This is a genomic window from Nocardia asiatica NBRC 100129 (assembly GCF_000308415.1).
Lineage (GTDB): Bacteria > Actinomycetota > Actinomycetes > Mycobacteriales > Mycobacteriaceae > Nocardia > Nocardia asiatica.
This window is the reverse complement of sequence record NZ_BAFS01000039.1, coordinates 18914-31026: the sequence shown is the minus strand read 5'-3', so window position 1 is coordinate 31026 and position 12113 is coordinate 18914. Positions and strand designations below refer to the sequence as shown.

General features: G+C 66.9%; 12 protein-coding genes. 3 read left to right on the top strand and 9 right to left on the bottom strand.

What is annotated here, in order from left to right; translation table 11 throughout:
- The first annotated feature begins 665 nt into the window (after positions 1–665).
- Entirely contained in the window at positions 666–3359 is a 2694-nt protein-coding gene (locus tag ON27_RS39665) for a hypothetical protein (protein ID WP_051046221.1), read from the top strand.
- 251 nt (positions 3360–3610) lie between these two features.
- Here the strand turns inward: ON27_RS39665 and ON27_RS42695 are convergent, their stop codons facing one another.
- Positions 3611–3904 carry a hypothetical protein gene (locus tag ON27_RS42695; RefSeq protein WP_157227084.1) on the bottom strand — a complete coding sequence of 98 codons (294 nt, stop codon included), beginning with the start codon at positions 3902–3904 and terminating at the stop codon, positions 3611–3613.
- A 142-nt stretch (positions 3905–4046) separates the two neighbouring features.
- Here ON27_RS42695 and ON27_RS04560 point away from each other — a divergent pair, with 142 nt between their 5' ends.
- A complete protein-coding gene (locus tag ON27_RS04560; protein WP_043719764.1) occupies positions 4047–5234 on the top strand; it encodes a helix-turn-helix domain-containing protein in 1188 nt (395 codons plus the stop codon).
- Positions 5235–5399: 165 nt separating this feature from the next.
- Here the strand turns inward: ON27_RS04560 and ON27_RS04555 are convergent, their stop codons facing one another.
- The 4 genes from ON27_RS04555 to ON27_RS04540 form a co-directional block, all read right to left on the bottom strand.
- Positions 5400–7547, bottom strand: coding sequence for an MMPL family transporter (locus tag ON27_RS04555; protein WP_043719761.1), 2148 nt, complete (start codon positions 7545–7547; stop codon positions 5400–5402).
- A gap of 38 nt (positions 7548–7585) precedes the next feature.
- Complete coding sequence (locus ON27_RS04550) at positions 7586–8065, bottom strand: EXLDI protein (RefSeq protein WP_051046220.1); 480 nt, start codon at positions 8063–8065, stop codon at positions 7586–7588.
- Positions 8066–8464: 399 nt separating this feature from the next.
- Positions 8465–8908 carry a type II toxin-antitoxin system VapC family toxin gene (locus tag ON27_RS04545; protein WP_043719759.1) on the bottom strand — a complete coding sequence of 148 codons (444 nt, stop codon included), beginning with the start codon at positions 8906–8908 and terminating at the stop codon, positions 8465–8467.
- A complete protein-coding gene (locus tag ON27_RS04540) occupies positions 8905–9129 on the bottom strand; it encodes a ribbon-helix-helix domain-containing protein (protein ID WP_051046219.1) in 225 nt (74 codons plus the stop codon). The genes ON27_RS04545 and ON27_RS04540 overlap by 4 nt, the downstream gene beginning before the upstream one ends.
- An 85-nt stretch (positions 9130–9214) precedes the next feature.
- Between ON27_RS04540 and ON27_RS04535 the strand changes: the two genes are divergently transcribed.
- Positions 9215–10141 (top strand): NAD-dependent epimerase/dehydratase family protein, encoded by a 927-nt coding sequence (locus ON27_RS04535; RefSeq protein WP_043719756.1) that lies wholly within the window; start codon positions 9215–9217, stop codon positions 10139–10141.
- Positions 10142–10143: 2 nt separating this feature from the next.
- Here the strand turns inward: ON27_RS04535 and ON27_RS04530 are convergent, their stop codons facing one another.
- From ON27_RS04530 to rplP, 4 genes are all read right to left on the bottom strand, one after another.
- On the bottom strand, positions 10144–10956 hold the full coding sequence (locus ON27_RS04530) for a phosphatase (protein WP_245559777.1): 813 nt from the start codon (positions 10954–10956) through the stop codon (positions 10144–10146).
- A gap of 231 nt (positions 10957–11187) precedes the next feature.
- Positions 11188–11460 carry a 30S ribosomal protein S17 gene (gene rpsQ / locus ON27_RS04525; RefSeq protein ID WP_043719750.1) on the bottom strand — a complete coding sequence of 91 codons (273 nt, stop codon included), beginning with the start codon at positions 11458–11460 and terminating at the stop codon, positions 11188–11190.
- On the bottom strand, positions 11457–11696 hold the full coding sequence (gene rpmC / locus ON27_RS04520) for a 50S ribosomal protein L29 (protein WP_040864843.1): 240 nt from the start codon (positions 11694–11696) through the stop codon (positions 11457–11459). The genes rpsQ and rpmC overlap by 4 nt, the downstream gene beginning before the upstream one ends.
- Complete coding sequence (gene rplP / locus ON27_RS04515; RefSeq protein WP_043719746.1) at positions 11696–12112, bottom strand: 50S ribosomal protein L16; 417 nt, start codon at positions 12110–12112, stop codon at positions 11696–11698. The genes rpmC and rplP overlap by 1 nt, the downstream gene beginning before the upstream one ends.
- Position 12113 lies beyond the last annotated feature (1 nt).

Below are 12113 nucleotides of genomic sequence, written 5' to 3'. Positions count from 1 at the left end.
TGGGGGTGCGCTGGGCGCGTTGATAGTTGAAGTCGGGAGTTCGTGTATGGCTGTGCGCGGGGGTGGCGGGCTGTGATGTGGGGTTTTCGTGGCCCTTTTTGGTGGCTCGGGTTGGCGTGATCGTTGGTTGTTCCTTCGTCGTCTGCGCGGCGGCCGCGCAAACGCGAGCCGGGCCGTGAACGGCGCATGCTCGGTCTCGCTTCGCTCGAAAGACGGGGTTCGGGTGAGCCGGTCGCGTCAGCGGGCGGCTCCAGACAGTTGGCTTGTGTGAGATCGGTTCACCTGGTCTGACGGGTTCAAGCGAACGGCGACTATTCCGTCAACAGGCCGGCCGCGAACAACGCCCGGTCGGTTCCGTTTCGCCCCCGAAGACGCGATCGAGCGCGAGGGTGCCGGGCGGGAACCTGGAGCGGGGGATTCGCGCGATGGTGTGCACGTATTCGAACTCAGTTTCGACACGCGGAGAGCGCCGATAAAAGCGCCGCTCATCCCGGATATCCGAGCCGGATCTTCGATTTCGCCTGTTCGGCGTGTCGCGTACAGCCGGGAGACTGCCACGTTGACCACGGGCAGGCGTCGGTTTAGTCTCACTCCGATCACACATATGTTCGAGCAATCATGTCTCCACCACCTCGACATGACACCTGCTCTTGGGAAGGCTCGCGATGCCCGACGAACCCTCGAACGGTCGTTCCGAGATTGCCGCGCTGGCTCAGCAAGTCGAGACCGCGCGCGGCAAATTGCCCCTGCAGCTCGATCCGGCGCTGCTGGAAGTGCTGTCCGAACGCGAGATCGCCGCGGAGCGCGAGCTCGCGGAATGGATCCGGGCGCAGCGCCGCGAGCAGCGGCGCCGGGCGATCGAGGCGGAACTGGCCGCCGAGCGGCGTGATCGGAAGTCATCCGCGGCGTTGCGCCGCTCCGAGGACGCCGACGCCCGCTGGCATCGGCGCGCCTTGGCGGCGCGGCGGCGGGCCTCGAGCGAGGACGCGCGACTGGCGCAGCTGTATCGGCGGGCGGAGTGGTCCTCGCGCGCCCTGATCGCCGTCGTCGTGCTCGGCATGGTGTGGGCCGGTGTCAACGTGCAGCACAATCTGGTGCCCAGCGGCGACATGTCCGATCCGCTGTACTGGTTGAGCTACGGCATCGAGGCGATGATCTCCATACCGATCATCACGATCATGGTGGCGGCGACGACGGCGGCGCGGTGGGGGCGGGAACTGGCGCGCGGCAAGGTGATCTTCTTCGAGGCGGCGCTGCTCGGCACGACCGTCGCACTCAACTCCGGCCCGCACCTCGCCGCAGGCGATCTCGGCCGCGCCGCGGAATACGCGATCGCCCCGGTGATGGTCGGCGTCGTGATCTGGTTGCACGCCTGGGTTTCCGCGCGGTACGCGGTGCTGATCGATGGTGCGCCGGTGATCGAGCGCGACCGGCGGATGATCCGTCTCGATGCGCAACCGGGCAGGCCGGAAGCCGAGGAATATCACTCGCTCGAGGCAGCGGCGACCAACCGTCGCACCCCCTGGGAAGGCGATACCGACACCGCACCATTGAGCGATAGCCGTGCGGCGCACCACGATGCGGACTCTGGAACGGAAGTCGGTCATCGAGGTGGCGTCCACCATCCTGGGCGGGCGGGCTCCGTCCACCGCACGATCGTGGGCACCGGAGGCGCACCTCGGGACCGAGGGACATCCGATACGCCGAGCACGCATAGCGCTACGCAGGCAGAGTCTGCGAACTCTAGCTCAGCCACCTCCCCCGTCGACCACGGAAGGTTGCCGACCAACGGTCACGCAGTCGACTCGCCGATCAACGGCCGCCCGCACACCGCCGACCGCGCTTTCCTCGCTGCCGCGAGCCATGGATATGGCGAAGACGGGGGTGCCTCGAATTCGCCCCATACCCGCTCCACCAACGGTCACGCCGTCGAGTCGCTGATCAACGGCCACTCCATCGACGTCGACCACGCCCCGCTTACGCCGGTGGATGACAAAGCCGGCGAAGCTCCCGCGCCGTCCACTGCATCGGGCCGGACCGATGCTCGCCCGGCTAACGGGCACGCGGTCGAGCCCGGTGCCGCGTTCCACCGAGCTCCGAACGGCCGCCCGGTCGAAACCACTACCAACGGGCACACCCGAGACCTGTCCACGAACGGCCACGCCCTTCCGCCGATCGAGAGCAACATCAACCCGTTGCCTGTCAACGGAAACGCGCACCCGCGCATCAACGGACACACGGTGCGCCCAGCCACCAACGGCCACACTGTTGCCGATGCCGCGCAGCCCTTGCAGGTCGACGGGAACATTGTGCGCCCCAGCACGAACGGCCACATCACCGCGTCCCCCACGAACGGCGATGCACACACGAACGGCGATGCACAAGCGGCCAGCGGTCACGCCGCCCAGACACCGGCCGACATTGCTGCGCAAGCCCTTCCACTCGACAAGCACACCGCTCGCGCCGCCGAAGACCACCCGATCGCTCCCAACGGATACCGTGGGCAGTCGGTTGTCAGTAGCGAAGTGAGGATTCCTTCCCCGCACGCCGTTCCGCCTGTAACGCAGCATGTCCTGGAGGCCCGTGCCGACGGACACCCGACTCGATCCGCCGAATCCGAAGCTGCACAGATTTCTCCTGCCACCTTCGAGGAGGGAGTCTCGAACCGAGCGGAAGCGCCTGAGTTCGAGAGCCCGCAGCCGCGTCTCGAATCCACGCGATCTGCGGCACAGCAGATCTCGCTCGCCGACCTGCACGACGGCCTGGAATTCGTTGAGCACCCTCGGACGCGAGCGAACGGTGCGGCATCGACGCACGCTGCGGTCAACCGAGGCGAACGCTCGATCGATCGCGCGCATCGCGGAGACGACACCGCCCGGCGCGCTGGCCCCACCGAACCCATGCCCACGCCGACATCCGCCGACACCGCCGCACAGGTGCACCCGAACGCCACCGCCCCGCGCGCGGCGAAACGCGGGAAGTCGGCGAGCGCCGAGCAGAACGACCGCTCCGCCGACGCGGAGAGCGAACAACTGGCCCTCGAGGAAACTCCCGAGCTTTCGCACCCGCGCGTCGAACCGATGCCGATCCTCGAGGACGACGACGAGGACGACGAATTCCCCACCGAACCAGAGGAAGCCGACACCGACGACGACGAGATCTCCGCGCTCGCACGGGCCATCACCGACCGCCGCCTGTCCGACCTCCCCATCGAGGAGGTCAGAGAAATTCTGACCCTCGCCGACCAAGGCGGCACCACCCCCGCCATCGCCAACGAACTCGGCGTCCCCCGCTCAGCGGTCACCCGCGTCCTGGACTCGGCCCTCAAAGTCCACCGCCCCTACGCAACCATCGACTGACCGGGGCCCGTACAGAACCTAAGCCGGTTGGCCGAAGCACAGGACGTTGTGCTGCATCACGAGGTTCACGGCCCCCGAATGATCGCGAGGCGGCAGCCCACCCCATGCTGCCGAGCGGGCGGCCTACCGGCAGGCGGAAGTCGCCGTCATCAGCTGTCGTCCCGCTGGCTGCGATGACTGGCAGAACAGGCCCTTAGTTGCTCGCTCGACTGTCCGGCGAGCTGCCCTCGCCGCGTTCGCGCAGGTAGCGCTCAGCGGACACCTTGCGCGGGCACGGTGGTTCGCAGCTCTGGTGGAGCTTCGACAGGCCGCGCGCGTGCTCTTCGTCCTCGGGCATGTTGCCGTCTTCGCAGTAGTCCTGCACCCAGGAACGCCGAATCGTCATCGCTGCTCGTCTCCAGCCGCTCGAAGATCTCGCGCGCCGGTACGGATTCATCCGGGTCGTCGCCGAGGTCGAGTAGCCAGGGCAGCACCCAGAACACGAGAATCAGCAGTCCGCCGACGGCGGCCATGACGATCAAGACGGTTGCGAGCTCTGTGGTCATTCGGTGACCTTTCGGCACGTCGTAGTTGTTCGGCGGGCGCCCGACGCTGGGGATTCAAGGCTCGACCCGACGCCGGGGCCTCCGAATACCTTGTGCTCGATGAACCCATGCCTAGCGGCACATCGTGTGTCACCGTGGAGGCATGGACGATGCCGGGATCGGGGAACGCACCGCCAGAGCGCGCAAGCTCACTCGGCTCACACAGCAGCAACTTGCGCAGAAGGCGAACGTGTCGGTGTCGCTGCTGCGCAAGGTCGAACGAGGCGTCCGCCCCGCCTCTCCAGCGTTCGTCACGGCCGTCGCCGAGGCCCTCGGGGTGAACATCGAGGACCTGACCGGGCAGCCCTACACCCCGGTGCGCGACGATGCCGGAGCACACGCCACCATCCGCGAGCTGCGTCGAAAGATTCTGGCCTTCAACGACGAGCCACTGAACGCGCCGACTAGCTTCGAAGAACTCACCGCGGCACTACATCGGGTGCAGGAGAGCAGACGGCGCGGCCGGTACGGAGACCACACCGCAGAATTGCCGAACGTGATCCACGGATTACACGCGCTCGCGGCCGACGAGCCTTCGGGGCAACGTCGGGAGACCATCTATTCGACGCTCGCCTACGCGTACAACAGCGCGTCATCGATCGCCTACCGGTACGGCTATTTCGACCTCGCCGGACTTGCCGCCGAACGGTGCGTGTGGGCCGCGGAACACAGTGGCGACCCCGCGTGGCCGATCGCGGCGGAATACCACCGCGCGCTGATCCTGCTGTACTCCGGCGCATACGCCGGTGGACTGCGGATCATCGAGCGCGCCCACATCGCCAGTGAGCAACTGCCTTCGACGCCGGAAGTCCTCGCGGTGCGGGGCGCGCTGCACCTGCGCGGGTCGATCCTGTCAGCCCGTGCGCTCGACGCCGAGACCGCCGACGCGCATCTTCGGGAAGCGCGCCGGATCGGGGAGGCGATCGGCGCCGACCGTTATCAGGAGTACGGAACCGGGTTCCATCTGCCGAACGTCGCCATCCACTCCGTCGCCGTGCCGGTCGAGTTGTCCGATGGCACGACCGCCGTCGCACGCGCCGAGCAGATTTGGCTACCGGTATCGGTCACGCCGTCCCGCGCCGGACATCACTGGATCGACGTGTCCCGCGCATGGCTGCTGTACGGGGACAAGCAGCGTGCCCCCGCCAGCCTCCACCAAGCACGCCGGATCGCACCGGGCCTGACGCGCAACCACCCACAAGTCCACGAGACCGTCCGCGTACTCGCCAATACCCGGCGCGGCACCGACTCCCTCGCCCGGTTCGCGAAGTGGGCCAATGTCAAGATTTGAGTTCGGCGGATGCGATGCGGGCACACGCACGGATTTGCGCGGCTGGTGACCGGCGCACTTATACGCACTATTCATAGAAAAAGCTGTGCACCGGACAAGTCCGAATGCACAGCTCTGTTCCATTTTACTATTTGCAAGCGCCGGTGTCGTACGCTCCGATCCCAATCAGCTCTCGGCGACCGAAGTACCCACGACCTCCCGAGACTCCGGCCCCGTCCCACCCGGCTTCTCGTCCCCATGCCCTGGCCACCACGCCTTGTGTCCGATGAGCGCCGTGAGTGCGGGCGTGAAGAACATCGCCATGACGAAGGCCGCGATCGCGATGCCCACCGAGATGGCGAAACCCATCTGCGCGAGAACGTTGTTGCCCGCCAGCATCATCGAAGCGAACGTGCCCGCCAGGATCACTCCGGCCGCCGCGATGGTCGGTCCGGTGTGCCGCACGGCCAGCGCCGCGGCTTGTTTCGGCTCGTTGCCCTCGCGGGCTTCTTCCCGCAGCCGGGCGACCATGAGGATGTTGTAGTCGGTGCCGAGCGCGACCACGAACAGGTACATGATCACCGGCAGCGTGAAGATCAGCCCGGACTCGCCCTGGACGTGCTGGAACACCAGCACCGCCGCGCCCAGCGTGGCGGCGAACCCGAGGAACACCGACGCCATCAGGTACCACGGCGCGACCAGGCTGCGCAGCAGCAGCCCCAGCACGATCATGATCAGGATCGCCGCCACCGGGAACACGATCGCGTAGTCCCGTGCCATCGCGTCCTGGAAATCGACGAACACCGAGGTCAGACCACCGACGGCGGCCGTGGCTCCGGCTGGCGCCGCGGCGTGCGCGGTGTCTCGCAGCGGGCCTTTCACTGTGTCCAGCGCGGCGTCCGACTCCGGCGCGGCGTCGAGCGTCACCGCGAAGTCGGCGATCGTCCGGTCCGCGGACAGCTGCGGCTCGGCCACCTGTCCCACACCGGGGACACCGGCCAGGGCATTGCGGTAAGCGGTGAGCTGCTCGGCGGTCAGGGCCCCGTCGGACCGCAACAGCACATCCGAAGGCTGGGTGGTGCCGGCCGGCATGCCCTTGACCAGTTCCTTGCTGTAGACGACGGATTCCGACGCCTCGGAGGTCGAGCCTGAGCTGAGATCGAACGTGGGGTGGAAGCCGAAGGCGAAGACTCCCAGCACCACCAGCACACCGCCGGAGGCGGCGGCGAAGACACCGGGCCGCCGGCCGAGCGCGTTGCCGACCGCGGCGAACCGCGCGCCCTTCGGCTCGCTGCGCCAGGCCTTGGACGGCCAGAACACTTTGGTGCCCAACAGCGAGACCACCGCGGGCACCAGCGTCAGCCCCGCCGCCAGCGCGACCGCCACGGCGATCGCCAGCGCCGGACCCAGCGCACGGAACATACCGAGCGTGGACAGCACCAGTGCCATGAACGCGATGATCACCGCGCCTGCCGCGGACGTGATCGCCTCGCCGACCCGGGCGACCGCACTGACCATTGCGGACTTCGGGTCCTCGCCCGCACGCAACCGCTCGCGGTAGCGGAACATCAGGAACAGGATGTAGTCGGTGCCGACACCGAACAGCACCACCACCAGGATGGCGTTGACCGAGGAGTCGATCTGCAAGTCGAACGCCTTGGCCACCATGGCGATCAATCCGCCGACCATGCTGGAGATCGCGCCGATCACGATGATCGGCAGCAACGCGATCACCGGGCTGCGGAAGATGACCAGCAACAGCACGAGGATCAGCACGATGGTGGCGACGCCGATGATGGCCATGCCCTTTTCGCTGGATTCCGTCTGGTCCAGCACCTGCGCCGCCTGACCGGTGATGCCCGCCTTCAGGTCGGTGTTCGCGACGCGTTCCTTCAACTGTGCGCGTAGCGCCTTGACGGCGTCACCCTGCGTGGTGTCGTTCGGATTCGTCACCTTCGTCATCTGCACTGCGATGATCTGGATCAGGCGGTTCTCCGACGGCGGCGTCGGTTGCATCGCGGTGACGTCCTTGATCTGCGCGTTGCGCAGGTCGTTGCCGATCGAGACGACCGAAGCCGCGTCCGTCTCGGTCAACGGCGCGCCGTCCTCCCGGGCGAACACGATGATCGCCGCGGGGGCAGAGCTGTCCGGGAACGCCTTCTGCTGCAACTCCAACGCTTGGATCGACTCGTAATGCGAAGGAAGGAAGGCGGATTGGTCGGTGGTCGATTTCAGTTCCGGCGCCGAGGCCACCACCGCGATGGCGAGCAGCACCCACAGGCCGATCACCTTCCACGGATTGTGGACCACCACGGCCCCCAGTCGTGCGAACATGTGCGAATAAATCCTTTCCGGATTCGTTGAAGCGGCAGTCAGATCGGCAGGTCTTGCATGGTCGGGTGCGCGGCCACATCGATGACCGTTCGATAGATGTGCTCCGGAATCCGGCCTTGCAGTTCGGTGGGCGAGTCGACGATTTCCACCGTGTAGTCACCCCACTCGCGCTCGCCGCCGCCGACCCCCAGCAGCTCGCGCCAATTCTTCCATTCGCTCCAGTCGACCGCGACGGATATTTCGCGCCAGTTCGTCTCGTGCCGGTGCACCACGAACTTGCCTTTGCGGCTCACGTAGACCCGCGACACGGTCATCCCCACCTTGCTGTACTCGCGGGATTCGCCGAGCAGCCTGCCGGAGAAGCGCTGCTTGCGCCCGCCGCCCGGCCCCACCCGCAACACGATCTGGCGAAGTTCGTCAGCGTCACCCGTTTCGGCGGATTCCTTCACCAAGACGACGCCGTCGGCCGGCTCCTCGACGGCGGCCGCCGCGCTCAGGGTGTTCGGATCGGTGGTCATGATTTCCCCGTTTCATAGATTCGTGCGCATTCAGGCATGCGTCTACCGCAACCGGCCCGCTGGCGAATCCGCCTCTCCTCGTACGGATTCGATGTTCTCAGAAAGCCGGGCCTGCCATCTCACTATAAGTAGATGTATACGTATAGCGCAAGCCCCACGCAAGTCCGATCCCGGGCGGTGCGCCCGAGCCCGCCGCTCGACTAACGAACCTTCCCCATCGGACGCCCGTATTCGAGGTACCGAGGGCAGCAAGCAGCACGTCCTGGCCGCGAACAAAGAACGCCCCGTCCGCACTTACTCCGCCTCAGCCCCCACCCACAACCACGCGGCCTCGGCTACGGCCGCCCCTGAGCCGAGGCACGGCGATCACCGCGCCGAAGTGACCGAAACACCGACCGTTCAAGAGGGCCGCAGGTCATCCGGCAGAATCCGGAACGCGGAGTACCGGCCGAGGGGACGCAAGGTGCGGAAGTCGCGTCGGCCGAGGGTCAGGATGGTGTCGGTATCGAATTCGTCCGCCAGAGCCACGCACGCAGCATCCACCAGATCCAGATTCAAATCGCCGTACTTCCTCCGGATATCGACCGCGGTATGCAACTGCGCCGCATCGACGCTCGAGATGACGATGCGGGTGGACGCGACCCGATCGGCGATCAGGGCAAGGATGCCGTCGGCCACCGCGCGCCCGGCTCGGACACTGGCCACATGATGCACCTCGGTGAGCGCCAACGGACTGACGACAAGGGCGCCCGCCGCATCCGCGGCTCGGCGCACCGCGAAGTGCTCGGGATCCGAACGATTGAACAGCGCGAGGATTCCCGAGGTATCGGCGACGACGATCATGCGGGCCGGTTCATCGCGTTGCGGATGTCGTCCTTGCCGATCGGTCCACCTAGATCGAACGTCTCGTCATCACTGAGCAGGGGCGACTCCCACCTGCGGTGGCGCATGAGATACGCCCGGACCGCATCACGAGTGATCTCGTGCTTCGAGCGACCCTCGGCATCCGCTTGCGCGTTGAGCGCCGCCTCTTCGTCCTCCGGCAATCGCATGGTCCAAGCCATGCCTTGATGGTATCAGTCTAGATACCACAGCGGCCGGTTCGGCGAGCGAGGAGCTGAAGCCGCTACTCGGTGACAAGATCGTGGGGTGCGCGTCCTCGTCACCGGAGCGAATGGTTATCTGGGCCGGGCGGTCGTCGAACTGCTGGGCAGGGCGGGGCACGAGCCGATCGCGATGGTGCGGGGCGCGGCGGCCGTCCGGGCCCCGACTCGAGTCGCCGACCTGCTGGATGAGGGCGGCCTGCGAGCGGCACTCGATGGCGTCTCGGCGGTCTGTCATCTGGCCGGGCTCACCCGTGCGCGAGAGTCGACGGCCGATCCGCTGCGGTACTTTCGCGTGAACACCGGCGGGGCCGTCGCCTTGCTCGAAGCGATGGCCGCGGCGGGGGTCGCTCGCATCGTCTTCGCCTCGACCGGGTCGATCTACGGGGCCCCGGAGCGCCAGCCGATGACAGAGCGGCTACCCGACGCGCCGCCACATCCGTACGCCGCGAGTAAGGCGGCGGCGGAGTGGGCTGTCCGCGCCCAGGCGCACACCGGCCGCTTGTCCGCTACTGTGCTGCGCTTGATGAACCTGGCAGGCGGCGCCGACCCCGACCCCACGCGCTTGATCCCCCGCACGCTCGCCGCCGCGACGAATGATTCGGCATTGGAGGTCAACGGCGACGGCAGCGCGGTTCGCGACTACCTGCACGTCATGGACGCCGCGGCCGCTTTCGTCGCGTGCGTCGAGAAGACGCCACGGCTGGGCGAGTTCGAGCAGTACCTCATCGGCAGCGGCCACGGCAGTAGCATCCTCGACGTCGTAGCCGCGGTCGAGCGGCGAACCGGCCGCCGAATTCGGTTGGTACATCGGCCTCCCGCGCTCGAACCGGCCGCGCTGATCAGCGATCCCAGCAAGGCAGCGGCCGAATTGGATTGGCACCCGCGGCAATCCGACCTGGAGACCATCGTCCGCGACACCTGGCATGCGATACGAGACGACCAGCGGCGGAACTCACCCGCCCCCGGTTGACGTCACTGTCCCAAACCGGCCCGGTCGAGCAGGTAAGCGATCAGCGGCTGGTAGTAGTCGGGGTGCACACCGTCGTCCAGGGGAACCGTGACGGCGATCTTGCCCTCGTCGTGACCGGCGAACAGCGCGGGGTCGTTGCTGTCGGCGAATCCGACGGTCTCGATGCCCGCCTCGCCCGCCGCCCCGGCCCAGCCGTGATCGGCGATGACCAGGTCGGGCCAGCGGCTGGGGTCGGCGTCGCGCAGCTCCCGTAACACCGCTTGCATCGGGTGCGGGTCATGGGTGTGTTTCAGCTGACCGTCGTTGCCGACCGCGGCCACCGCCGAGCTGTAGACGATCTCGCGATACTGCGGCCCGGTGGAAGTAAGGACCTGGTAGGACCATCCGGCGGCGGGCGTCGGCACCACGCAACCGGCCGCGCGCAAGGCGTCCTCGACAGCGCGATAGACGCCCATGAGCGTGTCCGGGTGCCCGGTCGCCAGGAGCACGGTTTCCCGGCGACGAGCCGCGAGCCCGATCCGGGCGCCCATCGCGTCGAGCGCGTCGAGGGTCAGGTCCGCATCGATGGTGTCCGGTCCCCGCAGATGACGGGGGTCGGGGCTGACCCCGCACAATCGCGCCATCATCGCCAAGGTCTCGTCGAAGGTCCGATCCCGCAGAGCCAATCCGAACTGATACCCCGGATTCTTCGCCACCATCTTCCGATAGTTCGAGAGATTCCCCTCCCGCGGCGTCGCGACGTCCCCCGCGATTCGCGTCTTCAGCAGATGCTCCCGCAGCAGCATCCGGGCATCGGGTCGGCTTGGTCGAGTCACATTCCCCACCGCTCATACCTCCACATCGGCCGCGAGCCGCGACCGATCGCCGTTCCGGTCATGCCTGGAGCCCGGTGGCGTGTGGCCGTCCGCTGCCAGCGGCACAACACGACAGTACCCATCGGAACCGGTTCCAACGGCATCCCCCGATTTCGGACACCGCTCGCAACGGCGAAGGCCCGCCTCCCGGAACGGGAAGCGGGCCTTCGGGTTTCACGCCGCGGAGCAGGCTTACTTGGCCTTCTCCAGGACCTCGACCAGACGCCAGCGCTTGGTGGCCGACAGCGGACGGGTCTCCATCAGCTGAACGCGGTCGCCGATGCCGGCGATCTCGTTCTCGTCGTGCGCCTTCACCTTCGAGGTGGTGCGAATGATCTTGCCGTAGAGCGGATGCCGGTTACGGTCTTCCAGTTCGACGACGATCGTCTTGTTCATCTTGTCCGAGACAACGTAACCGACACGCACCTTGCGGGTGCCGCGCTGCCCTTCTGCTTTGTCGCTCATGCGGCATCTCCCTTGCCAGCGGGTCCGGTGGCCAGACCGAGCTCGCGCTCACGCATGACCGTGTAGATGCGCGCGATCTCGTGACGGACGACGCGCAGACGACGGTTGTTGTCCAGCTGACCCGTCGCCATCTGGAAGCGCAGGTTGAACAGCTCTTCCTTGGAGTCGCGCAGCTTGGCCACCAACTCCTCTTCGGTGAGCTCGCGGAGCTCTGCGGCCGGTGTTCCGGTAGCCATCAGAACTGCTCCTCCCTGGTCACGATCCGGCACTTCATCGGGAGCTTGTGCATCGCGCGGCGCAGGGCCTCACGAGCGATCTCCTCGTTCGGGTAGCTCATCTCGAACATCACCCGACCGGGCTTGACGTTCGCGACCCACCACTCCGGCGAACCCTTACCGGAACCCATGCGGGTCTCGGCGGGCTTCTTGGTCAGCGGGCGATCCGGGTAGATGTTGATCCAGATCTTGCCGCCACGGCGGATGTGGCGAGTCATCGCGATACGCGCCGACTCGATCTGCCGGTTGGTGACGTACGCCGGCTCCAGAGCCTGGATGCCGAATTCGCCGAACGCCACCGAGGTGCCGCCCTTGGCCATGCCGGACCGGCCCGGGTGATGCTGCTTGCGGTGCTTCACCTTGCGAGGCATCAGCATG